The 22,683-nt window shown below is 70.7% G+C and carries 21 protein-coding genes; 4 read left to right on the forward strand and 17 right to left on the reverse strand.

The window, feature by feature from the left end:
* Nucleotides 1–18 precede the first annotated feature (18 nt).
* The 5 genes from ACFYZA_RS19505 to ACFYZA_RS19525 form a co-directional block, all read right to left on the reverse strand.
* Entirely contained in the window at nucleotides 19–2,136 is a 2,118-nt protein-coding gene (locus ACFYZA_RS19505; protein ID WP_388491844.1) for a putative bifunctional diguanylate cyclase/phosphodiesterase, read from the reverse strand.
* 275 nt (nucleotides 2,137–2,411) lie between these two features.
* Nucleotides 2,412–4,613: an NAD-dependent DNA ligase LigA gene (gene ligA, locus ACFYZA_RS19510; protein ID WP_382592412.1), complete on the reverse strand. Its 2,202-nt coding sequence runs from the start codon at nucleotides 4,611–4,613 to the stop codon at nucleotides 2,412–2,414.
* Nucleotides 4,614–4,638: 25 nt separating this feature from the next.
* Nucleotides 4,639–5,664 carry a methionine synthase gene (locus tag ACFYZA_RS19515; protein WP_382592409.1) on the reverse strand — a complete coding sequence of 342 codons (1,026 nt, stop codon included), beginning with the start codon at nucleotides 5,662–5,664 and terminating at the stop codon, nucleotides 4,639–4,641.
* A gap of 40 nt (nucleotides 5,665–5,704) precedes the next feature.
* Nucleotides 5,705–6,394, reverse strand: coding sequence for an SDR family oxidoreductase (locus ACFYZA_RS19520; protein WP_382592405.1), 690 nt, complete (start codon nucleotides 6,392–6,394; stop codon nucleotides 5,705–5,707).
* 28 nt (nucleotides 6,395–6,422) lie between these two features.
* Nucleotides 6,423–6,962, reverse strand: coding sequence for a TIGR00730 family Rossman fold protein (locus tag ACFYZA_RS19525; protein ID WP_382592402.1), 540 nt, complete (start codon nucleotides 6,960–6,962; stop codon nucleotides 6,423–6,425).
* Between the two features lie 52 nt (nucleotides 6,963–7,014).
* Between ACFYZA_RS19525 and ACFYZA_RS19530 the strand changes: the two genes are divergently transcribed.
* Nucleotides 7,015–7,344 (forward strand): DUF427 domain-containing protein, encoded by a 330-nt coding sequence (locus ACFYZA_RS19530; protein WP_388491848.1) that lies wholly within the window; start codon nucleotides 7,015–7,017, stop codon nucleotides 7,342–7,344.
* Here the strand turns inward: ACFYZA_RS19530 and ACFYZA_RS19535 are convergent.
* On the reverse strand, nucleotides 7,317–8,345 hold the full coding sequence (locus ACFYZA_RS19535) for a GlxA family transcriptional regulator (protein ID WP_382592396.1): 1,029 nt from the start codon (nucleotides 8,343–8,345) through the stop codon (nucleotides 7,317–7,319). The two genes, ACFYZA_RS19530 and ACFYZA_RS19535, sit on opposite strands and share 28 nt — an antisense overlap.
* A gap of 115 nt (nucleotides 8,346–8,460) precedes the next feature.
* Here ACFYZA_RS19535 and ACFYZA_RS19540 point away from each other — a divergent pair, with 115 nt between their 5' ends.
* Entirely contained in the window at nucleotides 8,461–9,411 is a 951-nt protein-coding gene (locus tag ACFYZA_RS19540; protein ID WP_388491850.1) for an NADP-dependent oxidoreductase, read from the forward strand.
* 18 nt (nucleotides 9,412–9,429) lie between these two features.
* Here the strand turns inward: ACFYZA_RS19540 and mnmA are convergent, their stop codons facing one another.
* Nucleotides 9,430–10,575 (reverse strand): tRNA 2-thiouridine(34) synthase MnmA, encoded by a 1,146-nt coding sequence (mnmA, locus tag ACFYZA_RS19545; RefSeq protein ID WP_388491852.1) that lies wholly within the window; start codon nucleotides 10,573–10,575, stop codon nucleotides 9,430–9,432.
* Nucleotides 10,576–10,725: 150 nt separating this feature from the next.
* On the opposite strand from mnmA, the gene ACFYZA_RS19550 reads away from it, so the two are divergent.
* Nucleotides 10,726–11,331 carry an N-acetylmuramoyl-L-alanine amidase gene (locus tag ACFYZA_RS19550; RefSeq protein WP_382592387.1) on the forward strand — a complete coding sequence of 202 codons (606 nt, stop codon included), beginning with the start codon at nucleotides 10,726–10,728 and terminating at the stop codon, nucleotides 11,329–11,331.
* A 31-nt stretch (nucleotides 11,332–11,362) separates the two neighbouring features.
* On the opposite strand, the gene ACFYZA_RS19555 is transcribed toward ACFYZA_RS19550, so the two are convergent.
* From ACFYZA_RS19555 to ACFYZA_RS19565, 3 genes are all read right to left on the reverse strand, one after another.
* On the reverse strand, nucleotides 11,363–12,532 hold the full coding sequence (locus ACFYZA_RS19555; RefSeq protein ID WP_388491855.1) for a cysteine desulfurase family protein: 1,170 nt from the start codon (nucleotides 12,530–12,532) through the stop codon (nucleotides 11,363–11,365).
* Nucleotides 12,533–12,601: 69 nt separating this feature from the next.
* A complete protein-coding gene (locus ACFYZA_RS19560) occupies nucleotides 12,602–12,871 on the reverse strand; it encodes a DUF4190 domain-containing protein (RefSeq protein WP_382592381.1) in 270 nt (89 codons plus the stop codon).
* Nucleotides 12,872–12,873: 2 nt separating this feature from the next.
* Nucleotides 12,874–13,029: a hypothetical protein gene (locus ACFYZA_RS19565; protein WP_382592378.1), complete on the reverse strand. Its 156-nt coding sequence runs from the start codon at nucleotides 13,027–13,029 to the stop codon at nucleotides 12,874–12,876.
* 173 nt (nucleotides 13,030–13,202) lie between these two features.
* On the opposite strand from ACFYZA_RS19565, the gene ACFYZA_RS19570 reads away from it, so the two are divergent.
* A complete protein-coding gene (locus ACFYZA_RS19570; RefSeq protein WP_382592375.1) occupies nucleotides 13,203–13,820 on the forward strand; it encodes a TetR family transcriptional regulator in 618 nt (205 codons plus the stop codon).
* A gap of 324 nt (nucleotides 13,821–14,144) precedes the next feature.
* Here the strand turns inward: ACFYZA_RS19570 and ACFYZA_RS19575 are convergent, their stop codons facing one another.
* From ACFYZA_RS19575 to ACFYZA_RS19605, 7 genes are all read right to left on the reverse strand, one after another.
* On the reverse strand, nucleotides 14,145–15,014 hold the full coding sequence (locus ACFYZA_RS19575; RefSeq protein ID WP_388491858.1) for a thioesterase family protein: 870 nt from the start codon (nucleotides 15,012–15,014) through the stop codon (nucleotides 14,145–14,147).
* Nucleotides 15,015–15,084: 70 nt separating this feature from the next.
* The gene (locus ACFYZA_RS19580; RefSeq protein WP_382592369.1) at nucleotides 15,085–15,744 is read right to left on the reverse strand and encodes a trimeric intracellular cation channel family protein; all 660 of its coding nucleotides are present in this window, start codon (nucleotides 15,742–15,744) and stop codon (nucleotides 15,085–15,087) included.
* A gap of 46 nt (nucleotides 15,745–15,790) precedes the next feature.
* The gene (locus ACFYZA_RS19585; RefSeq protein ID WP_388491860.1) at nucleotides 15,791–17,194 is read right to left on the reverse strand and encodes a M1 family metallopeptidase; all 1,404 of its coding nucleotides are present in this window, start codon (nucleotides 17,192–17,194) and stop codon (nucleotides 15,791–15,793) included.
* A gap of 97 nt (nucleotides 17,195–17,291) precedes the next feature.
* The gene (locus ACFYZA_RS19590; RefSeq protein WP_388491991.1) at nucleotides 17,292–18,593 is read right to left on the reverse strand and encodes an ABC transporter ATP-binding protein; all 1,302 of its coding nucleotides are present in this window, start codon (nucleotides 18,591–18,593) and stop codon (nucleotides 17,292–17,294) included.
* A gap of 29 nt (nucleotides 18,594–18,622) precedes the next feature.
* A complete protein-coding gene (locus tag ACFYZA_RS19595) occupies nucleotides 18,623–19,720 on the reverse strand; it encodes an ABC transporter ATP-binding protein (RefSeq protein WP_382592364.1) in 1,098 nt (365 codons plus the stop codon).
* The gene (locus ACFYZA_RS19600; protein WP_388491863.1) at nucleotides 19,717–20,715 is read right to left on the reverse strand and encodes an ABC transporter permease; all 999 of its coding nucleotides are present in this window, start codon (nucleotides 20,713–20,715) and stop codon (nucleotides 19,717–19,719) included. Before ACFYZA_RS19600 ends, ACFYZA_RS19595 begins: the two co-directional genes overlap by 4 nt.
* A gap of 123 nt (nucleotides 20,716–20,838) precedes the next feature.
* Entirely contained in the window at nucleotides 20,839–22,611 is a 1,773-nt protein-coding gene (locus tag ACFYZA_RS19605; RefSeq protein ID WP_382592359.1) for an ABC transporter substrate-binding protein, read from the reverse strand.
* Between the last annotated feature and the right edge of the window lie 72 nt (nucleotides 22,612–22,683).

Consider the following 22,683-nt stretch of genomic DNA (forward strand, 5'->3'; position numbering starts at 1 on the left):
GGCGGAGTCCCGGCCGGGTCACTGGACGGGCTGGCCCGAGGACCGGGCCGCCTCCGCCGCCGCCCGCGCAGCAGCCGCCGCGATCTCGGCGGGCCGATGCCACCCGGAGTCCCCCCTGGCGAGCAGCCACGCCGTCGCCTCGGCCGGCGGCATCGCCGCGGCCACCAGCCACCCCTGCACCGCGTCGCACCCCAGGTCCCGCAACCGCTCCCACGTCTCGTCGTCCTCGACCCCCTCCGCGACCACCAACAGGCCCAGCGAGTGCGCGAGATCGACGGTGCAGCGCACGATCTCCGCGTCCTCGTTGTCGATGGCGAGCCGGGCCACGAACGACCGGTCGATCTTCAGCTCGCTGACCGGCAGCCGCCTGAGGTGCACCAGCGAGGAGTACCCCGTACCGAAGTCGTCGAGGGACATCTTGACGCCGTGCCCGGTCAGCCCGGCCAGCGTGTCGGCGGCCCGCTGCGGGTCCTCCAGCAGGACGTGTTCCGTTATCTCCAGCTGGAGCGCGCCGGCCGGCACCCCGTGTCGGGCGAGCCGGGCCGCGACGGCCCCCGCGAAGCCCGGGGTGTGGACGTCGCGCGGGGAGACGTTGACCGCCACCGGCACGTTGAGGCCCTGCGCACGCCACCGGGCGACCTGCGCGAGCGCGGTGTCCAGGACGTACTCGGTGAGGTGCGGCATGAGCCCGCTGGACTCGGCGATGGCGATGAACTCGTCCGGCGCCACCCGCCCGCGCTCCGGGTGCACCCAGCGCACCAGCGCCTCCAGGCCCGCCACCTGGCCGTCGAACTGGACCTTCGGCTGATAGTGCAGCTCCACGTCACCGGCGTCGAGCGCCCGCCGCAGATCGCCCAACAGGCCAAGCCGGTCAGGGGTGTTGGAGTCCCGCTTGGACTCGTACACCTCCACGCCCGTACGGTCGCGCTTGGCCTGGTACATCGCTACATCGGCCCGCCGGAGGAGCCCTTCGGCGTCCAGCGCGTGGTCGGGGAAGAGCGCGACACCTGCGCTGGCCTCCAGGACGAGGGTCAGCCCGTCCAGGTCGAGCGGCGAGGACAGCTCGGCGACCAGGCCCCGGGCCGTGCGCATGGCGCTGGTCGCGGAGTCGCAGACCGGCAGCAGCACGGCGAACTCGTCCCCGCCCAGCCGGGCCGCCTCCGCGCCACGCGGCAGAGCCGTCCTGAGGCGTTCGGCTATCTGGAGGAGCAGGCGGTCGCCGGCGAGGTGCCCGAGCGTGTCGTTCACCGACCGGAAGCGGTCGAGGTCGATCAGGACGAGCGCGGTGCGGGAGCCCGAGCCCTCCGCCTCTTCCAGGGCCGACCAGGTGCGCTCCAGGAGCCACTGGCGGTTGGGAAGCCCGGTCAGCGGGTCGCGCAGCTGCTCCTCGGCGCGGGCCCGGGCGATCCAGAGCGTCGAGTCGAGGGCGACGAGCGGCACCGCGAACAGCGGGAGCAGTACGGGCACCGACATGGCGACGACGCAGATCAGCGGGGCGATGCCGAGCAGCGCCACCGCCACGAGACCCTGCCGGAGCAGGGCCGTGCGGGCGACCGTGGGCAGGCCGTTGCGCGGGGCCACGGCGTACCAGAGCAGGGTCCGGGTGATCAGCAGATAGGTACCCGCCGCGAGCACGACCTCGGGGACGGTGGCGACGCTCCACTCGGTGGGCCACCACGGGTGGGCGACGCTCGGAACGATGTCGAACGCGGCCAGGACCAGGCCCGCGGCCCCTATCCCGAGGACGTCCGCGGCGCCGTGGAGCACGCCCTGGCGCCAGCGGTTGCGCCGCGCGGCGCCGACCAGGACCACCACCGCGAGGCTGACGAGCGCGGCCGGCAGCCAGCCGTACAGGAGCAGCACCGCGATCGTGAGGGCGGCTCCGGAGCCGGTGCCGCCCCACCAGCGCTCCCGGCCGAGCGCGACGAGGTGGCCGACGATGATTCCGCTGAGGACGGCGAGCGACCAGCCCGTGGTCCCGCCGGGGAACAGGGCGTCGCCGGCCTGGACGGCCCGGTAGAAGCCGGTGGCGAGGACCACGCCCGCCAGGCCTGTGACCACGGCCGTCAGCCTGGACGAAAGGCCCGTGAACCCGCGCAGCCTCACGGCCGGGGCGGTGCTCTCGGTCGGTTTCATTCCCGTCCCTCTCACAGCCGGCGGTGCCCGTGCACGCGATGGCCCCGATGTCATGCCACCACGACTGGTGTTCGTCCCCAACCGCTCCACGAGCAGGGGCCATCAGCCGTGCACGACCGGCGCACATCTCAACAGTAGGCCGCGGAAGGCTCTGTCGGGCAGCGGTCTACAGCTCTTGCCCGAATGCGACCCAGCCACCCGCATCGGTCTGCTATGCGCCGAACGGGTGACTCCGCGCAGCCTCCAGGCCCCCTGTTACTACCCTTATTTGAGTCTCATTCCCCCTCCGGGGCGGTCGGCATCGCGGCTTCTCTCGCCGCGTCGGGCCCTTGTTCCAGCAGAATCGCGAAGCCGTCCTCGTCCAGAACCGGAACCTTCAGCTGCATCGCCTTGTCGTATTTCGAACCGGGGCTGTCGCCGACGACGACGAACGACGTCTTCTTCGAAACGGAACCGGTGACCTTGGCTCCACGGCTCTGCAACGCCTCTTTCGCGCCATCTCTGGTGTGCCGCTCCAAAGTTCCGGTCACGACCACGGTGAGGCCTTCCAGCGGGCGCGGCCCCTCGTCCTCGCCGGTGCTCTCGTCCTCCATGCGGACGCCCGCGGCCTTCCACTTGCGCAGGATCTCCTGGTGCCACTCCTCGGCGAACCACTGCTTGAGGGAGGCCGCGATGATGCCGCCCACGCCCTCGACCGCGGCGAGTTCCTCCTCGGTTGCCTGCTCGATGCGGTCGATGGAGCGGAATTCGCGGGCCAGCGCCTCGGCGGCGACCGGGCCGACGTGCCGGATGGAGAGCCCGGTGAGGATGCGCGCCAGCGGACGCTCCTTGGCGGCCGCGATGTTCTCCAGCATCGAGACGGCGTTCTTGCGCGGCTCGCCGTTCATGTTGGCGAAGACGAGGGCCGTCTTCTCCTCGCCGGTTTTCGGGTCGCGCTTGGGCAGCCCGCTGTCCTGATCGAGCACGTACGCCCTGATGGGCAGGAGCTGATCCATCGTGAGGTCGAAGAGGCCGCCCTCGTCCAGCAGGGGCGGGTCGGAGGGCTCCAGCGGCTTGGTGAGGGCGGCGGCCGCGACGTATCCGAAGTTCTCGATGTCGAGGCTCTTGCGGCCCGCCAGGTAGAACAGGCGCTCCCTCAATTGGGCGGGGCAGGACTGCGCGTTGGGGCAGCGCAGGTCGATGTCGCCCTCCTTCATCGGGCGCAGCGCGGTGCCGCACTCCGGGCACTCGGCGGGCATCTCGAAGGGGTATTCGCTGCCGTCGCGCAGGTCGGCGACGGGGCCGAGGATCTCCGGGATCACGTCCCCGGCCTTGCGCAGCACCACGGTGTCGCCGATGAGGACGCCCTTGGCCTTGACCACGTCCTGGTTGTGGAGGGTGGCGAACTCGACCTCGGAGCCGGCCACGGTGACCGGCTCGACCTGGGCGTAGGGCGTGACGCGGCCCGTACGGCCCACGCCCACGCGGATGTTGATGAGCTTGGTGTTGACCTCTTCCGGCGCGTACTTCCAGGCGATGGCCCAGCGCGGGGCGCGCGCGGTGGAGCCGAGGCGGCCCTGGAGGGGGATCTCGTCGAGCTTGACGACGACGCCGTCGATCTCGTGCTCGACCACGGAGTGCCGGTTCTCGCCCATGTAGGCGATGAACTCCCTTACTTCTTCGAGGGAGTTGACGACCTTGTTGTGCTGGGCGGTCGGCAGGCCCCATTCGCGCAGCAGGTCGTAGGCCTGGGAGAGGCGGTCGATGTCGAAGCCCGCGCGGGCGCCGATGCCGTGCACCACCATGTGCAGCGGCCGGGTCGCGGTGACCTTGGGGTCCTTCTGGCGCAGTGAACCGGCGGCCGCGTTGCGGGGGTTGGCGAACGGCTTGTCGCCCGCTTCGACCAGGCGCGCGTTCAGGCCCTCGAAGGCCTCCATCGGGAAGTAGACCTCGCCCCGGATCTCGACGAGGTCGGGGACGCGGTCGCCCTTGAGGCGGGTGGGGATGTCGGCGATGGTGCGCACGTTGGGCGTGATGTCCTCGCCGGTGCGGCCGTCGCCGCGGGTGGCGGCGCGGGTCAGCCTGCCGTGCTCGTACGTCAGGTTCACGGCGAGGCCGTCGACCTTCAGCTCGCACAGGTAGTGATAGGCGCCGGTGCCGACGTCCTTGGCCACGCGCTCGGCCCAGGCCGCCAGTTCCTCGTCGTCGAAGGCGTTGTCCAGGGACAGCATGCGCTCGCGGTGCTCGACCGAGGCGAAGTCCGTCTCGTAGGCGCCGGCGACCTTCTGGGTCGGCGAGTCGGGGGTGCGCAGCTCGGGGTGCTCGTCCTCCAGGGCCTCCAGGGAGCGGAGCAGCTTGTCGAAGTCGCCGTCGCTGATGACCGGTTGATCCCGGACGTAGTACCGGAAGCGGTGCTCCTCGATCTGCTCGGCGAGGAGCGCGTGCTTCTCCCGTGCCTCCGCGGGCACCGCTGCGTTCTGTTCGCCAGCCACCGTCATGTCCTCCCGTTTCCCGTCTTCCCCGTCACTCAGGGTTGTCCGCGAGCGATCTCGCCGCCCGGACGCAGTGGGCGAGCGCGGCCCGGGCGTGGGCCGGGGACGCACCCGCCATGCCGCACGTGGGGGTGATCACGACGGACTCGCCCAGAGTCCCCGGATTCAGCCCCAGCCTGCGCCACAGCGTCCTGACACCCATGACGCTACCGGCAGGGTCTGACAATGGGCCGTCGGTGGCGGGCACCACTCCGGCGAAGAGCTTCACCCCGCTCTCGGCCGCCTCACCGATCTGCTCGTCGTCACGCTCGGTGAGGAGCGAGAAATCGAACGACACTCCGGCGGCTCCGGCCCGCCGCAGCAGCGCGAACGGGACGTCGGGGGCGCAGGAGTGGACGACGACGGGACCGTCGTGCACGGCCATGACCTCGCGCAGCGCGGCCTCCACGACCTGCCGGTCGACGGCCCGGTGGGTGCGGTATCCGCTGGCGGTACGGATCCGGCCGCGCAGTACGGAGGTGAGCGAGGGCTCGTCGAGCTGGAGCACGAGCCGGGCGCCGGGGACGCGGCGGCGTACGTCGGCGAGGTGGTCGCGCAGGCCCTCGGCGAGCGATCCGGCGAGGTCGCGGCAGGCGCCGGGGTCGCCGAGCGAGAGCTCGCCGTTCCTGAGTTCGAGGGCCGCGGCCAGCGTCCAGGGTCCGACGGCCTGCACCTTGAGCGGGCCTGTGTACTCCTGGGTGTACTCCTCCAGGGCGTCGAGGTCCTCGCCGAGCCAGGACCTGGCCCGCCGGGTGTCCCGGCCGGGCCGGTCGCCGACCCGCCAACCGCTGGGCTCCACGTGCCCGTACATCTCGACGAGGAGCCCGATGGTCCGCCCGATCATGTCGGCGCCGGGCCCGCGCGCGGGCAGCTCCGCCAGGTGGGGGAAGTCGCCGCTCGCCCCTTCGGCCCCGATCAGCGAGCCGGTGACGGTCCTGGCGGTCTCCCGCGCGTCGCCGCCCGGCATCGAGCCGACGCCGGTGGCGGGCCCCCAGGGGAATTTGCTCTGTTCGCTCACCCCGGAAGCCTACGCAACCGGGCGCACGGCCCGGTCCCGGCTACTTGCCCGGGCGCACGGTGAGGTCGTTGACCTCGGCGTCGGCCGGCAGGTCGATGGCCATGACGATGGTGGTGGCCACCGACTCGGGGTCGATGAACTTCGCCGGGTCGTACTCCTTGCCCTCCTGCGAGTGCACCTTGGCCTGCATGGGGCTCGCGGTGCGGCCCGGGTAGACCGAGGTCACGCGGACGCCGTTCGGGTGCTCCTCGTGGCGCAGCGAGTCGGCGAGCGCCTTGAGGCCGTGCTTGGAGGCGGCGTACGCGCCCCATTCGGCGTGGGCGGCAAGGCCGGCGCCGGAGTTCACGAAGACGACGTGGCCGCGCGAGGCACGCAGTTGGGGCAGCAGGTGGCGGGTGATCTCGGCGGGGGCGATCAGGTTGACGTTGAGCTGCTGGTGCCAGGTCTTGGGGCGCAGTTCGCCGACCGGGCCGAGGTCGACGATGCCCGCGATGTGCAGCAGCGAGTCGAGCTGCTCCGGCATCGGCTGCTTGTCGAAGGCCCAGGAGAGGCGGTCGGGGTCCGCGAGGTCGCCGACGAGGGTGCGCGCGCCCGGGTAGCGGGCGGCGAACTCCTTGGCGCGTCCGGCGTCGCGGGCGAGCAGGATGAGCTCGTCGCCGCGCTCGTGCAGTCGGCGGGCGACGGCCGCGCCGATGCCGGAACCGGCGCCGGTGATCAGATGAGTAGCCATACCCGCCATGCTCGCACTGGTCGGGAGCTCACTGGATACCGAGGGACTCCTCCAGGTAGGCGAGCGCGGCGACGCCGTCCTCGGCGAAGAAGACCAGCTCGGTGAGGGGGACGGGCAGGAAGCCCTCCTCCTCCATGCGGCGGAACTGCTCCTTGAGCCCGTCGTAGAAGCCCGCGGTGTTCAGGAGCACGACCGGCTTGGTGGTCTTCCCGTGCTTCTTCAGCTCCAGGATCTCGGTGGCCTCGTCCAGGGTTCCGGTCCCGCCCACCATGATCACGACGGCGTCCGACTTGGCGAGCAGCAGCGCCTTGCGCTCGGCGAGGTCCTTGGCGATGACCATCTCGTCGGCGTTCTCGCGGGCCTTGGCCGCCAGGAAGTCGACGGAGACGCCGACGAGCCGGCCGCCGGCGTGCTGCACTCCGTCGGCGACGACCTTCATGAGGCCGCTCTCGGAGCCGCCCCACACCAGGGTGTGGCCGCCCTTGCCGAGCAGCTCGGCGAATTCACGGGCGGGGCGCGTGTAGCGCTCGTCCAGGTCGGCCGCGGAGAGGAAGACACAAATATTCATAGGGCAACGATACGAGGGGAAGAAGCGGGCCTTCCCGGGCGCTGCACTTCTTATGACGACAGGACATCGCATCACCGTGGAGCGGGGAACCGAGCATGTGCGGGTCGTGCGCGACGGGCAGGTGCTGGCCGAGAGCCGGCGCCCGCTGCTGCTGCGCGAGACCGGACTTCCGGTCCGCTACTACCTTCCGCCCGAGGACGTCCGCACCGACCTCTTGACACCGTCGGACACCCACACCTATTGCCCGTTCAAGGGCACGGCCTCCTATTGGTCGCTGCCGGAGGCGCCCGATCTCGTCTGGTACTACCCCGACCCCAACACGGAGGTGGCCGAGATCAAGGACCACCTGTGCTTCTACGAAGTGGAGACCGTCACCGGCTGACCGGCACCCGGCGCGGCGACGCGGTCGGTGAGCTGGAAGGTGCGCCGGTAGGCCACGGGTGAGACGCCGAGCACGGAACGCATGTGCTGGCGAAGCGAGTTGGCCGTGCCGAAGCCCGACCGGTGGGCGACCAGGTCCACCGCGAGATCGCTGGACTCCAGGAGCTGGCGGGCGACTTCGAGGCGCTGGGCGGTGAGCCACTGCCCCGGCGTCATGCCCGCCTCCTCCCGGAAGCGTCGCGTGAACGTGCGCAGGCTCATGCGGGCGTGGGCGGCCAACTCGCCGAGCGAGAGCGGCTCCTGGAGCCGCTCAAGGGCCCAGGCGCGGGTGTCGGCGGTGCTGGCGAGGGTCGGCTCGGGGACCGGGCGCTCGATGTACTGGGCCTGCCCGCCGTCGCGGTACGGCGGTACGACGCAGTGCCGGGCGGCCCGGTTCGCGACCGCGCTGCCGTGGTCGAGGCGCACGATGTGCAGGCACAGGTCGATGCCGGCGGCGGCGCCCGCCGAGGTCAGCACGTCGCCGTCGTCGACGAACAGGACGCCGGGGTCCAACCGGACGCGCGGGAAGGTGCGTTGGAAGGCGTCGGCGTCGCACCAGTGCGTGGTGGCGGGGCGCCCGTCGAGCAGCCCGGCGGCGGCCAGGACGTAGGAGGCCGTGCAGATGGAGACCATGCGCGTGCCGGGCCGGATCCGCTCGAAGGCGCGGGCCAGCGGCTCGGGCAGCGGTCCGCCCTGGGCGAGGACACCGAGGTCGTGGGTCGGCGGGACCACCACGGTGTCGGCGGCGGCGAGCGCCTCGGGCCCGTGCTCGACGGCCACCGAGAACCCGGCCTCGGTACGCACCGGCCTTCCGTCGACCGTGCAGACGACCACGTCGTAGAGGCGCTCGCCCCCGGGGCCCTGGGCGCTGTCGAAGATCCGGGAGGGGATGCCCAGCTCGAAGGAGACCACTCCGTCGAGGGCGAGCACCGCGACGCGGTGAGCTTTCGGTCGTACGGCCATGGCCAGATTCTGTCACATCATGGCCAAACGGCCAGCACCGCTTGAGGCGCCCCGGGTGCAGGCTGGTCTCCGTTGGCGGCTCCCACCAGCGAAAACACCCCTCAAAGGATCAGACATGTCTCAGACCATGCGTGCCATCAGCGCTCCCCGGCTCGGCGGCCCCGAGGTACTCGCCGAGATCGAGACCGAGCGCCCCGAGCCGGGCCCGACCGAGGTCCTGGTGCGTGTGCACGCCGCCGGCGTCAACCCCGCCGACTGGAAGATCCGCGAGCACGGCCCCTTCGGCCGGGAGACCACGCCGCCGGTTCTCGGCTTCGACGTCTCCGGCACGGTGGAGGCGGTGGGCCTCGGCGTCACCCTGTACGAGGTCGGCGACGAGGTCTTCGGCATGCCGCTCTTCCCGCACCAGGCCGGCGCCTACGCCGAGTACGTGGCCGCCCCCGCCCGGCACTTCGTCCGCAAGCCCGCCGGGATCGACCACATCCAGGCCGCGGCGCTGCCCCTGGCCTCGCTCACCGCGTACCAGGCGCTCATCGAGACGGCCCGACTGACCGCCGGGCAGCGGGTGTTGATCCACGCGGCGGCGGGCGGCGTCGGCCACCTCGCCACGCAGATCGCCAAGGCGCACGGCGCGTACGTCATCGGCACGGCCAGCGCCGGCAAGCACGACTTCCTGCGCGGGCTCGGCGTGGACGCGCTGATCGACTACACGGCGGTGGACTTCACCGAGGCCGTGCGGGACGTGGACGTCGTCCTCGACCCCATCGGCGGCGAGTACGGCAGCCGCTCCCTGAAGGTGCTGCGCCACGGCGGCACCCTGGTCTCGATCTCGTCCCCGGACGAGGACGCGCTGCGCCCGGAGGCGGCCGCGCTGGGCGTCCGTGCGGGCTTCACCCTGGTCGAGCCGGACCAGGCGGGCATGCGGACGATCGCGGCGCTGGTCGAGGAGGGCCGGCTGCGCGCCGAGATCGACTCGGTCTTCGACCTGTCCGACGCCGCGAAGGCGCACGCGTACGGCGAGCGCGGACGCACCCGGGGCAAGATCGTGCTGCGGGTCGCCGAGTAACCGCCCCGCTTCTCGGAGCTAGACTCTCGCGGCGGCCCGCTCGGTCGTCGCGATCGTCGCGGAACCCACCACGCGCGTGCCGTCGTACAGGACGATCGCCTGGCCGGGGGCGACACCGCGGACCGGCTCGGCGAACGTCACGTTCAGGACGCCGTCGACCAGTTCCGCGCTCACCTCGGTCTCGCCGCCGTGGGCGCGCAGCTGCGCGGTGTAGGTGCCGGGTCCGGCCGGCGCGGTGCCGCACCAGCGGGGCTTGATCGCGCCGAGGGCGGTGACGTCGAGGGCCTCGACGGGGCCGACGGTCACCGTGTTGTTCACCGGGGAGATGTCCAGGACGTAGCGGGGCTTGCCGTCGGCGGCGGGGTGGCCGATGCGCAGGCCCTTGCGCTGGCCGATGGTGAAGCCGAACGCGCCCTCGTGGCTGCCGATCTTCGCGCCGGACTCGTCGACGATGTCGCCCTCCGCCTTGCCGAGGCGGTTCGCGAGGAAGCCCTGCGTGTCGCCGTCGGCGATGAAGCAGATGTCGTGGCTGTCGGGCTTCTTGGCGACCGCGAGACCCCGGCGCTCGGCCTCGGCGCGGATCTCGTCCTTGGTGGTGAGGGTGTCACCGAGCGGGAACATCGCGTGGGCGAGCTGGCGCTCGTCGAGCACGCCGAGGACGTAGGACTGGTCCTTGGCCATGTCGGACGCGCGGTGCAGCTCGCGGCTGCCGTCCTCGTTCAGGACGACGGTCGCGTAGTGGCCGGTGCACACGGCGTCGAAGCCGAGCGCGAGCGCCTTGTCGAGCAGCGCCGCGAACTTGATCTTCTCGTTGCAGCGCAGGCACGGGTTGGGGGTGCGGCCCGCCTCGTACTCGGCGATGAAGTCCTCGACGACGTCCTCGCGGAAGCGTTCCGCCAGGTCCCAGACGTAGAAGGGGATGCCGATGACGTCCGCGGCGCGGCGGGCGTCCCGGGAGTCCTCGATGGTGCAACAGCCGCGGGCCCCGGTGCGGAAGGACTGGGGGTTCGCGGAGAGCGCCAGGTGCACACCGGTGACGTCGTGTCCCGCCTCGGCGGCCCGGGCGGCGGCGACGGCGGAGTCCACCCCGCCGGACATGGCGGCGAGGACGCGCAGGGGACGCGGGGAGGTCATCGGCGAGGGCTGCGGCGAAGTCTGAGTCATAGCACTCGTAAGGGTACGTGGGATCGGGAACCCGGGGCGCGGGAGTATCCGTTGTGGATCTCAGAGGGGTCAGATCCGGGAGCCCACCGGCCCACGGGTCGCGGTGGGACCCCACGGGGAGCGGTACGGGGAACGACGGGGGCGGGGCGTATGGCGACCAGCCGCAGAGGGCTGCTGATCGGGGGCGCGGTGGTGGCGTTCGGCACGATCGGATATCTCAACAGGCCGCACGCGCGCCCGCACAAGCCGCGCAAGGCCGGGGAGCTGGACTACGCGGGCGCGCAGTGGGTGGCTGCGGCCCAGCCGAACTGGCGGCTGGCGGACCGGCCGGACGACTACGCGGTGGACCGGGTGGTGATCCATGTGGTGCAGGGCAGTTTCGACAGCGCCCTCAGGACGTTCCAGGACCCGGAGAACAAGGCGGCGGCGCACTATGTGGTCCGCAGGGACGGACACATAGCGCAGACCGTACGGGAGCTGGACGTGGCCTTCCACGCGGGCAACCGGAAGTACAACGAGCGCAGTGTCGGCATAGAGCACGAGGGCTTCGTGGAGGAGGCCTCGTCCTTCACGGACGCCATGTACGCCTCGTCGGCGCGGCTCACGGCGGCGATCTGCGCCCGCTATCGAATAACCGTGGACCGGACGCACATCGTCGGGCACGTGGAGGTGCCCGGCACCGATCACACCGACCCCGGCCCGCACTGGGACTGGCCGCGCTACATCAAGCTGGTCGGGGCGGCCGGCCGGGCCTGAGCCGGGTCCCGGGCGGGGCGCCGGCCCGGCCTCAGACGAGCCCCGCCGTACGGGCCCGCTCGACCGCGGGGCCGATGGCTCCGGCGACCGCTTCCACGTCGGCCGCGGTGGAGGTATGGCCGAGCGAGAAGCGCAGGGTGCCACGGGCCAGATCGGGATCGGTGCCGGTGGCGAGCAGGACGTGGCTCGGCTGGGCGACGCCCGCGGTGCAGGCGGAGCCGGTGGAGCACTCGATGCCCTGCGCGTCGAGCAGCAGCAGGAGGGAGTCGCCTTCACAGCCGGGGAACGTGAAGTGGGCGTTGGCGGGCAGCCGGCCGGCCGGGTCGGGGTCGCCGCCGAGGATGGCGTCGGGTACGGCCTTGCGCACGGCCTCCACGAGCCGGTCGCGCAGTCCGCCGGTCTCGCGGGCGAACGCGCCGCGCCGTTCGGCGGCGAGCCGCCCGGCGACCGCGAACGCGGCGATGGCGGGAACGTCGAGGGTGCCGGAGCGTACGTGCCGCTCCTGACCGCCGCCGTGCAGCACGGGGACGGGGGTGTACTCGCGGCCGAGCAGCAGGGCGCCGATGCCGTACGGGCCGCCGATCTTGTGCCCGGACACGGTCATCGCGGCGAGGCCGGACGCGGCGAAGTCCACGTCGAGCTGACCGAAGGCCTGCACCGCGTCGGCATGCAGCGGGACTTCGAACTCCCGCGCCACGGCGGCGAGTTCGGCCACCGGCATGACGGTGCCGATCTCGTTGTTGGCCCACATGACGGTGGCCAGGGCGACACTGCCGGGGTCGCGCTCGATGGCGTCGCGCAGGACCTGGGGGTGCACCCTGCCGTACGCGTCGACGGGCAGGTACTCGACGGTGGCGCCCTCGTGCTCGGCGAGCCAGTGCACCGCGTCGAGCACGGCGTGGTGCTCGACGGGGCTGGCGAGGACGCGGACGCGGCGCGGGTCGGCGTCCCGGCGGGCCCAGTACAGGCCCTTGACGGCGAGGTTGTCGGCCTCGGTGCCGCCGGCCGTGAAGACGACCTCGCTGGGGCGCGCGCCGAGCGATGCGGCGAGGTCCTCGCGGGCCTCCTCGGCGGTGCGGCGGGCCCGCCGGCCGGCGGCGTGCAACGAGGACGCGTTGCCGGTGGCGGTCAGCTGGGCGGTCATCGCCTGGACCGCCTCCGGGAGCATCGGAGTGGTCGCGGCGTGGTCGAGGTAAGCCATGGTGGGCCCGATTCTACGAGCCGCGCGGGGCGAGCCGTGCCGCAGTTCCGGCCAGGACCGGGATGGGGCTCAGCCGTTGAGGCCCCAGGACACGGTGTGGTCGGCCATCATCAGGCCGGCCAGGACCGCGAGGTCGGCCACGCCCAGGGCGAGCCCGAGCAGGGCCCGGCCGCGGCGCTCGGTGCCGTAGAGCAGGGAGAGCGAGGACAGCACGATGGCGATGGGGCCGAGGACGACATTCATGACGAGCAGCCCGACCAGCCCGAGGACGAAGGCCGCGACGGCCATGCCGTCCCGGTCACGGTTGCGGGTGCGGCGGCGGATCACTGCGAGTTCCATGGTCAGCCCTTCCGGTGCGAGAGGCGTTCACGGGCGGCGAAGACGAGCAGCCAGACGCCGATGACACCGGCGATGGCCAGGGTGACCGGGAGCGGGAGGTGCGCCGCTGAGCCCAGCACGACCCCCAGCAGGAGGAGGGCGGCGACGAGGAAAAGCATGGGATCCCTTTCTGAGTCGGCTTGCGGTCTTCCGGGGTTTTGCGGGGTCTTCCGGGAAGGAGGACGGCGTCAACGGTCGGACGCCTTCGTCAACCAGACTTGGGAGTACGACTGTTCACTGACTGCTGAGTCTAGTCTTCCCAACTTCGGCGAACACATGTTTACTGAGTGGTATGAGCCACACTCTCGGGATCAGGCAGGCCCAGAAGCAGAAGACGCGGCAGGCCCTCATGGACTCGGCGCTCCAGCTGCTCGAGCACCAGAGTCTGAGCAGCCTGGGCCTGCGCGAGGTCACGCGGGCCGTGGGGGTGGCTCCGGCCGCGTTCTACCGGCACTTCACGGACACGGCCGACCTCGGGGTGGCACTGGTCGAGCAGGCGCTCGGCTCGCTCCACGACACGATTCGCGCGGCGATCGTGACGACGGGGGCGAGCGAGGAGCGGATCGACCGGGCGGTGGCGCTGATCGCCGCGCAGGTGCGGACGCATCCCGCGCACGTCCGCTTCATCGCCCGCGAGCGGCACGGCGGGGTCGCCCCGGTGCGCGAGGCGATCGGCGTGCAGCTGCGCCGCTTCGCGGACGAGGTGGCGGAGGCGCTCGGGGCGGATCCCGAGTCGGCGGGCTGGACGCGGGAGGATCTGCGGATGCTGGCCGGGGTGTACGTCGACCACATGGTGATGACGGCGTCGGCGCTGCTGGAGGGCGACGAGGGCTCCGAGGAATCGGTCCTGGCCACGGCCAGGGCCCAGCTGCGCCTGGTGACCCTGGGCCGCCACCACTGGCTGGACTAACCCCCTGCGGGCTCCGCCCCCGCCGCCATCCGCAGGCCGCGCGTGGCCGGTCGCGCGGTTCCCCGCGCCCCCGGGCTTTCCCCCACCCCGCCCCTTCCCGAGACCCTCCGGGGGAACAGCGCGTCGGCTGCGGACCGTGCGTGGCTGGTCGCGCAGTTCCCCGCGCCCCTTGGCGGTACCGGGTGCTGGGGCATCTTCAGCCCGTCCGGCAATTGAGGACGAGCGCCCTTGAGGCGCGATACGGGGTCTGGGGCGGAGCCCCAGGAGGCCCGGAACCAACCAACCCCGGGCAACGGGCGGGCGGGTGGGCAACCCCACCCAGACTCAGCCCCGCGGCGCCCGCGCCAGCTGACGGGACTGGGCCACCAGGCGGTCCGCCGAGTCCCAGACCTCCGCGTCCTCCTCCAGGAAACCCCCCGCCAGGTTCCGCGTGGTGATGGACACCCGGAGGGGCCCGGGCGCCGGCCGGCACCGGATGTGCGTGGTCAGCTCGACCGTGGGCGTCCAGCCCTTGAGGCCCAGCTCGAAGGAGGTCGGCGGCAGCGCGTCCACCGTGAGCAGCAGCGAGAGCGGATCCGCGTCGCGCCCGTCCGCGAGCCCGAACCACGCCCGCATCTCGCCCTTCCCGGACGGCGCCCCCACGGCCCAGCCCAGCGTCGTCGGGTCGAGCTTGAGCATCAGCCGGTCGGTGATGGCGGAGCTGCCGGGGATCGGCGGACGGCTGCCGTCGGGGGCGTCCGCCGCGCCGATGCAGTGCGAGAGCGGCGGCATCGCGGGCGGCTCGGCCGTGGTGCGCACCTCGTCGCTGAGCGCGTCGAGGTCCCCGTACGAGGCGAGGACCCGGATGCGTTCGACCTCCGCGCCGTTCTCGTCGTACTGGAAGAGCGAGGCCTGCCCGGTGGAGAGCGTGCGGCCGGCGCGTACCACCTGGGTGCGGATGACGGCGGGCCCGGGCACGGACGGCGTGAGGTAGTGCGCCGAGACCGTGAACGGGTCCGGGTGCGGCAGCGCGTCGCCGAGCGCGCGGCCCAGCAGGGCCAGCAGATAGCCGCCGTTGACGGCGTGGATGATGGTCCAGCCCGCCGAGAGATCCGCGTCATAGACCCCCGCTTCCCGCAGGGAGACCGCGGTGTCGCGGTCGAACTCGCTGTCCCCGATCGCGGCGGGGAGTACCGGTGACGATGCCTGTGCCATGGGCAGCACCGTACACCGATAAATTACTGAGCGGTAGCTTTTTCTGCGGCCCCGCGCTCCCCCACAACCCTCACGCCTCCTCCAGCGTCGAACTGCGCCGGTTCCAGGCGCGCGGGGCCCGCCAGTGGTACTTCAGGGCGGCGATCCGCAGCAGGAACGCGGTGACCACCGCGAGGCCGCTGGTCCCGGCGGTGAGCACGTCGAAGCGGATGAAGAGCACGATCATCGTGGACCCGACGATCGCGGGCACCGCGTACAGATCGCGGTCCCAACGCAGCAGCGAGGGAACCTCGTTGGCGAGGACGTCGCGCAGCACACCGCCGCCCACCGCCGTCGCGAGACCCAGCGCCGCCGACGAGGTGAGCCCGAGCCCGTAGTCGTAGGCCTTGGTGGTGCCGGTGACGCAGAACAGGCCGAGCCCCGCCGCGTCGAAGACGTTGACCGCGGTCTGGGTGCGCTCGACCTCGGGGTGCAGGAAGAAGACGAGCACCGAGGCGAGCAGCGGGGTCACGAAGTACCCCAGGTCCGTGAAGGCCGCAGGCGGTACGGCCCCGATGATGAGGTCGCGGAACAGCCCTCCGCCCAGCGCGGTGACCTCGGCGAGCACCGCGATGCCGAACACGTCGAAGTTCTTGCGCACGGCGAGCAGGGCGCCGGAGATCGCGAAGACGAAGATTCCGACGAGGTCCAGCGCGTGCTGGACGGAGGGACTGAACAGTGAGTGAAGCACCCCGCATTTTTACTCATCGCGGGGTGCCACCCGGCACACCCCGGGCTCAGAGCGCGGGCTTGCCCGTGTCGTGGACCCACTTCTGGAACAGGCCGTCGAGCGACTTGCCGGACACCTTCTCGGCCAGCTTGATGAAGTCCTCGGTGTCGGCGTTGTGGTAGCGGTGCGCCTTGGTCCAGGCCGGGAGCAGCTTGAAGAAGGCCTGGTCACCGATGTTCTCGCGGAGTTCCTGGAGCATCATCGCGCCGCGCTGGTAGACCGCGTCGGAGAACATCGTGTCGCGCTGGGGGTCGGCGACCTCGATCTTCCAGAAGTCGTCGTCGGCCGGGATCGAGTTGTAGGCGGCGAGGAAGGAGTCGTGCGCGCTCTTGGTGCCGCGGTGCTCGGCCCAGAGCCACTGGGCGTACGTCGCGAAACCCTCGTTGAGCCAGATGTCGTCCCAGTGGGCGACCGAGACGGAGTCGCCGAACCACTGGTGGGCGAGCTCGTGGACGATCGTCGACTCGCTGCGCACTGCCGAGTAGCTCGGCTTGGACTGGGTCTCCAGGGAGAACCCGGCCTGCGGCATGTCGTCGACGACCGCGCCGGTCACCTCGAAGGGGTAGGGGCCGAAGAGCTTGGACCAGTAGTCGGTGGCCTCGGCGGTCACCGCGTACACATCGACCTTGTTCTGGTTGGCGAGCACCGGGTCGATGGCGACGTAGATGGGGGTGCCGCCGGGCGTCCGGCCCGTCTTCACGTCGAACTTGCCTATGGAGGCGGTGGCCAGATAGGTCGCCATCGGCTTGGACTCGCGCCAGTGGTAGTACGAGCGGTTGCCGCGGTCGTGGGACTCCACCAGGCGGCCGTTGGAGACACCGGTGAGGCCCTTGGGGGCGTCGATGCGGATGTCGTACGTCGCCTTGTCGGAGGGGTGGTCGCTGGAGGGGAACCAGGTGGAGGCGGCGTTGGGCTCGCAGGCCACGAAGACGCCGTCCTTGGTCTTCATCCACCCGTAGTCGGAGCCGAAGACGATGGGTCCGTTCAGTGGCTGCGGCACCCCGCCGTAGACGACGGTGACCTCGAACTCCTCGCCCCTGCCGATGCGGTGGCGCGGCGTGATGACGATCTCGTCATCGACTCTGTTGAAGTCGGCCGGCTTGCCGTTCACCCGGATCGAGTCGACGGTCAGCTTCTGCAGGTCGAGGTCGAAGCGGGAGAGGTTCTGGGTGGCGCGCGCCGTCACGGTGGTACGCCCGTCCAGGCGCCCCGAATCGGGGTTGTAGCTGACCCCCAGGTCGTAATGGAGGGCGTCGAAGCCGCCGTTGCCCAGCTCGGGGAAGTACGTGTCTCCGATGCCGGGGGCGCCCGGTGAGGCGGCCGGCGCGGCGGCGATGGTGAACCCGGCGGCCACCGCGGTGGCGAGGGAGAGCCAGCGGGAGGTGCGACGTGCCGAACGGGAGAGTGCCATATGAGTCTGCCCTTCGAACGCATGCCGTTGTTACGGACACGCAGACTCTGCACTCTCCCGCTTCGGCATGAACATGACTTTGCCGAACTGTCATGCCCTACTTGTCGGTTGACTCCTGAGCGGCGTCCTCCGGTCCGGATCCGCCCTCTCCGTCCGCAGCCGCGGCCGGCTCGGCGGACGCCCCGGCCGGCTCGGCGGACGTCCCAGCCGGCTCGGTCGCGGTCGCCGGCTCGGTGACCTCCGTCGCCTCAGTCGCCTCCGGCTCCGCCGTCACCGTCTCGCCGATCGTCACGACCTCGACCGACTCCCTGGCCTCCGGCAGGACCGCCTCGCCCGGCGCCTGGTCCGGCGCGTTCTCCGGGTGGTGGCAGGCGACGCGCTGGCCCGGCTTCAGCTCGACGAGCACCGGCTCCCGCGTCGTGCAGATCTCGGTCGCCTTCCAGCACCGGGTGTGGAACCGGCAGCCGCTCGGCGGCGAGATCGGCGAGGGGACATCGCCCTTGAGCAGGATCCGCTCGCTCTTCACCCCGCGCCGCTTGGGATCCGGCACCGGCACCGCGGACATCAGGGCCTTCGTGTACGGGTGCATCGGCGCCGCGTACAGCGACTTGCGGTCGGCCAACTCCACGATCTTGCCGAGGTACATGACCGCGATCCGGTCCGACACGTGCCGGATGACCGACAGGTCGTGCGCGATGATCACGTACGTCAGGCCGAGCTCCTGCTGGAGGTCGTCGAGCAGGTTGACCACCTGCGCCTGGATCGACACGTCGAGCGCCGAGACCGGCTCGTCCGCGACGACCAGCTTCGGGTTGAGCGCGAGCGCGCGGGCGATGCCGATGCGCTGGCGCTGGCCGCCGGAGAACTCGTGCGGATAGCGGTTGTAGTGCTCGGGGTTGAGACCCACGACCTCCAGGAGGCGCTGGACCTCCTTCTTGATCCCGCCCTCGGGGTTGACGCCCTGCAGCTTGAAGGGGGCGGAGATGATGCCGCCCACCGTGTGCCTCGGGTTCAGCGAGGAGTACGGGTCCTGGAAGATCATCTGCACATCGCGGCGCATCGGCCGCATGCCGCGCACCCCGAGGTGGGTGATGTCACGGCCCTCGAACTCGACGCTGCCGCCGGTCGGTTCGAGCAGCCGGGTGATGAGCCGGCCCATCGTCGACTTGCCGCAGCCGGACTCGCCGACCACGCCGAGCGTCTCGCCGGAGCGGACGTCGAAGTCGATGCCGTCGACGGCCTTGACCGAACCGGTCTGCCGCTTGAGCAGCCCGCTGCGGATCGGGAAGTGCTTCTGCAGACCGCTGACCTTGAGCAGGACCTCGCCGGGGGCGGCGGCCTTGTTGAGCACGCTCTTCCCGGCCGCGCCCTTGGCCTTGCCCTGGGCGGGAATCGTCACGTCGTTGTCCGTCACGCCTTTGTCCTCGCTCACAGCTTGGGCGCAATCTCTTCGGTCCAGATGCGCTCCCGCTCGTCCGGCGTCATGTGGCAGGCGGCCCAGTGGCCGCTCCCGCCGTCGCTCAGCTCGGGGCGTACGGTCCTGGTGATGTTGTCCTTGGGCACATCGGCGTACGGGCAGCGCGGGTTGAAGGCGCAGCCGGACGGGATGTTGATCAGGGACGGCGGGGAGCCCTTCACCGGGATGAGGCGCTCGGTCTCCTCCCGGTCGATGCGCGGCATCGAGCCGAGCAGGCCCCAGGTGTAGGGGTGGCGGGGCTCGTAGAAGACCTTTTCGGCGGGGCCGCGCTCCACACAGCGGCCGCCGTACATCACGAGGATGTCGTCGGCCAGCTCGGCGACGACGCCCAGGTCGTGGGTGATGATGATGACCGCGGAGCCGAACTCCTTCTGCAGGTCCCGGATCAGGTCGAGGATCTGCGCCTGGACGGTGACGTCGAGGGCGGTCGTCGGCTCGTCCGCGATCAGCAGGTCGGGGTTGTTCACCAGCGACATCGCGATCATCGCGCGCTGGCGCATGCCGCCCGAGAACTCGTGCGGGTAGGAGTCCACGCGCTTGTCGGGCTGCGGGATGCCCACCCGGTCGAGCATCTCGATCGCCCGGGCGCGGGCGGTCTTCTTGTCGACGTCGTGGTGGACCCGGTACGCCTCGACGATCTGCTTGCCGATGGTGAAGTACGGGTGCAGCGCGGACAGCGGGTCCTGGAAGATCATGGCCATGTCGCGGCCGCGCAGCTTGCGTACGTCGTCCGGGTCGGCGGAGAGCAACTCCTTGCCGTTGAGCCAGATTTCGCCGGATATCTGCGCCTTGCGCTTGCCGTACTGGCCGGCCGTGTGCAGGCCCATGATGCCCATCGAGGTGACGGACTTGCCGGAGCCGGACTCGCCCACGATGCCGAGGGTCTTGCCCTTCTCCAGGGAGAAGCTGAGCCCGTCGACGGACTTGACCAGGCCGTCGTCGGTCGGGAAGTGCACCTTCAGGTCACGTACGTCGAGGAAGGCGTCCGAGGGCCGCTCACCCGCGACCGGCTCGCCGACCGCGGCGCCGGTCTTGTTCAGGTCGGTCATGCGAGCCTCACTCGGGGGTCGATCACGGCGTACAGGAGGTCCACGACGAGGTTCGCGAAGATCACCGCCGCCGAGGTGATCAGCGTGACGCCGAGGATCACCGGAAGGTCGCGCTCACCGATCGCGCGGAGCACCGCCTGGCCGAGGCCCGGGATGCTGTAGGTGGTCTCGGTCAGGATCGCGCCGCCGATGAGGGCGCCGATGTCCATGCCGAGCACCGTGAGGATCGGCGCCATGGTGGAACGCATGGCGTGCTTGCCGATGACGGTGGATTCGCTCAGGCCCTTGGCCCGGGCGGTTCTGACGTAGTCCTCGCCCATCACTTCGAGCATGGTCGCTCGGGTGAGCCGGGCGTACATCGCCGCCTGGAGGAAGGCGAGCGTGATCCAGGGCAGGATCAGACCGCTGAACCACCCGCCCGGTGAATCGCTGAAGGAGACGTACTGGCCGTCGATCCAGTGCAGTCCGTACGTGAAGATCGCCAGCGAGAGCAGACCGGTGAAGTAGATCGGCAGTGAGACGCCCGCGAGGGCCACGGTCATCGAGAAGCGGTCCCACAGCGAGCCGCGCTTGAGGGCGGAGACCACGCCGGTGAGCACACCGAAGATGACCCACAGGATGGCCGCGCCGATGACCAGCGACAGCGTGACCGGGAAGCGCTCCTTGAGCACCGGCCAGATGGCCTGCTCGTTGCGGAACGAGTAGCCGAAGCACGGGGCGTCGCAGTGGATCGTCGAGCCGCCGCCGGTGTAGTCGCGGCCGGCCAGGATGCCCTTCACGAAGTCGAAGAGCTGCACGAAGATCGGGTCGCCGAGACCCAGCTTCTCGCGGACCGCTTCGAGCGCGGCGGCGTCGGACTGCTTGCCGACGTACATCGTGGCCGGGTCGACGCCCGTCCACTTGGGGATCAGGAAGAAGATGCCGAACGTCACGAGCATGACGATCAGCAGCATCACGATGGCGGCGAAAAACCGCCTGATGAGATATGCGAGCACTGCTCTCGGCCCGGCGGCGGGCCGGGGGCACCGGATTGCGGTACCCCCGACCCGTCACGCGACGGCCTTCACCTGCCCTTCGTGCCTAGCGGCGGGTGCGCCGGCGGAGCGATTGGACGACGGTCACTTCTCGACGCCGAGCGAGGCGTAGTCGTAGAAACCGTTGTTGTTGGTCGTCGTGTAGACGTTCGTGAGCCGGGAGCTGCGCCACTTGACGTTCTTCTCGAAGACGAACGGCAGGTAGACGGCGTGCTCGGAGACCTTCTGGTTGATCTGCTTGTAGATGCCGGCCGCCTCTTCGGGGGTGGCCGCCGCGATGGCGTCCTCGAAGAGCTTGTCGATCGCCGGGTCCTTCAGCATCGAGTAGTTGTTGTTGCCGTTCGACAGGATGAACTTGGAGTCGACCAGCGGGAGCAGGAAGCCCTGGCCGGACGCGAAGTCCGGGCCCCAGCCCATGATGATGATTCCGTAGTTCTTCTTCTTGACGACCTCGGGGTTGCCGATGATGCCGGTCGTCTGCGAACCGTCGTACTGGTCGATGTCGGCCTTGATGTTGACCTTGGCGAGCGCGGCCTGCATCGACTGGGCGGTGGCGACCTCGGCCGGCTTGTTGTTGCGGACCGCGATGGTGGTCGAGAAGCCGCCCGGCTTGCCGCAGGCGGCGAGCTCTTCCTTGGCCTTGGCGGCGTTCGCGGCACCGTCGTTCTGGGTCACGCCGTACGGGTCGTACGACGGGTCCGAGCCGCTGATGATGGGCGGCAGCATGTTGGTGGCGATGTCACCGCCGGCCTGCGGGCCGCCGCGGGCGGTCTGCAGGGACTTGTGGTCCGAGCCGTAGATGACGGCCTTGCGGCAGTGCTCGTTGTCGAACGGGGCCACCGTCTGCGGGAAGACCGCGTAACGGATGTAGCCGGTGTCCGGGTTGTCGACGTTGCCCTTGGCCGTCTGGAGCGCCTTGGTGCGGCCGGCCGGGCTGAGGCCGGTGCCGTTGAGGTCGACGTCGTAGTCACCGTTGATCAGACGGCTGTCCATGTCGTCGGCGCTGGTCAGCAGCGTGAGGCTGATCTTGTCCGGCAGGGCCTTGCGGACGTTGTCCGTCTTGGCGTCCCACTGGTCGTTGCGGACCAGGACCATGGACTTGTTGGGCTCGTAGGACTGCCACTTGTACGGGCCGAGCGAGAACGGCTTCAGGCCGTACTTCGACTGGGTGTCCTTGTCCTGGCGGACCGGCGAGCCCGAGGGCATGGCCAGCATCTGCTGGAAGTCGACGTTGGGCGCCGGCAGCTTGAAGACGATGGTCTTGTCGTCCGGCGTCTCGATCGCCTTCAGACCCAGCTTGTCGGCGGAGGTGTCCTTGTAGGGACCCTTGTACTCACCGGTCGGGTCGAGGACGTCCTTGAGGTAGACGGGGCCGCCGGAGATGACGTCCTGCGCCCAGATGCGCTCGATGCCGTACTTGATGTCCTTGGAGGTGACGGGCTTGCCGTCCTCCCACTTGACACCGTCCTTGAGGTGGTATGTGTACGTCTTCTTGTCCGCCGACACGTCCGCGAGCCCGGTCGCGATGTCCGGGACGAGCGTCTCGCTCTCCTTGCCCGGGGCGGGCTTGTAGGTGATCAGCGTGCGCGTGTAGTAGCGCGCGTAGTCCCACATGAAGCCGTAGTAACCGCGCTGCGGGTCCCAGGAGTCGGCGTCCTGGGTGCCGACGAACTTGAGCTCGCCGCCCTTCTTCGCCGACGCGTTCGCCAGCTTGCTGTTGGCGGCGTTGAACCCGGGGGCCTTGCCCTTGGAGTCGTTGCCCCCGCCCCCGCCGCAGGCCGCGGTGGACAGCAGAGCCGCAACGACGATGGCGGCGCCGGCGACCGTCTTTCGCCTTGATGAACCTAGGGTTGTCACGATCTCGCTTCCTCCGTAGTGGGCGTCTTGGGTGTCGCGGCCCGTGCGGTGCGCCGGGCCGGAGTCTGTGAA

The sequence above is a fragment of the Streptomyces sp. NPDC001828 genome (assembly GCF_042892175.1).
Lineage (GTDB): Bacteria > Actinomycetota > Actinomycetes > Streptomycetales > Streptomycetaceae > Streptomyces.

Coding starts and splice junctions, on each gene's coding strand:
- ACFYZA_RS19505 (WP_388491844.1), bottom strand. CDS start 2,136: ATGAAACCGACCGAGAGCACCGCCCCGGCCGTGAGGCTGCGCGGGTTC.
- ligA (WP_382592412.1), bottom strand. CDS start 4,613: ATGACGGTGGCTGGCGAACAGAACGCAGCGGTGCCCGCGGAGGCACGG.
- ACFYZA_RS19520 (WP_382592405.1), bottom strand. CDS start 6,394: ATGGCTACTCATCTGATCACCGGCGCCGGTTCCGGCATCGGCGCGGCC.
- ACFYZA_RS19525 (WP_382592402.1), bottom strand. CDS start 6,962: ATGAATATTTGTGTCTTCCTCTCCGCGGCCGACCTGGACGAGCGCTAC.
- ACFYZA_RS19530 (WP_388491848.1), top strand. CDS start 7,015: ATGACGACAGGACATCGCATCACCGTGGAGCGGGGAACCGAGCATGTG.
- ACFYZA_RS19535 (WP_382592396.1), bottom strand. CDS start 8,345: ATGGCCGTACGACCGAAAGCTCACCGCGTCGCGGTGCTCGCCCTCGAC.
- ACFYZA_RS19540 (WP_388491850.1), top strand. CDS start 8,461: ATGTCTCAGACCATGCGTGCCATCAGCGCTCCCCGGCTCGGCGGCCCC.
- mnmA (WP_388491852.1), bottom strand. CDS start 10,575: ATGACTCAGACTTCGCCGCAGCCCTCGCCGATGACCTCCCCGCGTCCC.
- ACFYZA_RS19550 (WP_382592387.1), top strand. CDS start 10,726: ATGGCGACCAGCCGCAGAGGGCTGCTGATCGGGGGCGCGGTGGTGGCG.
- ACFYZA_RS19555 (WP_388491855.1), bottom strand. CDS start 12,532: ATGGCTTACCTCGACCACGCCGCGACCACTCCGATGCTCCCGGAGGCG.
- ACFYZA_RS19560 (WP_382592381.1), bottom strand. CDS start 12,871: ATGGAACTCGCAGTGATCCGCCGCCGCACCCGCAACCGTGACCGGGAC.
- ACFYZA_RS19565 (WP_382592378.1), bottom strand. CDS start 13,029: ATGCTTTTCCTCGTCGCCGCCCTCCTCCTGCTGGGGGTCGTGCTGGGC.
- ACFYZA_RS19570 (WP_382592375.1), top strand. CDS start 13,203: ATGAGCCACACTCTCGGGATCAGGCAGGCCCAGAAGCAGAAGACGCGG.
- ACFYZA_RS19575 (WP_388491858.1), bottom strand. CDS start 15,014: ATGGCACAGGCATCGTCACCGGTACTCCCCGCCGCGATCGGGGACAGC.
- ACFYZA_RS19585 (WP_388491860.1), bottom strand. CDS start 17,194: ATGGCACTCTCCCGTTCGGCACGTCGCACCTCCCGCTGGCTCTCCCTC.
- ACFYZA_RS19595 (WP_382592364.1), bottom strand. CDS start 19,720: ATGACCGACCTGAACAAGACCGGCGCCGCGGTCGGCGAGCCGGTCGCG.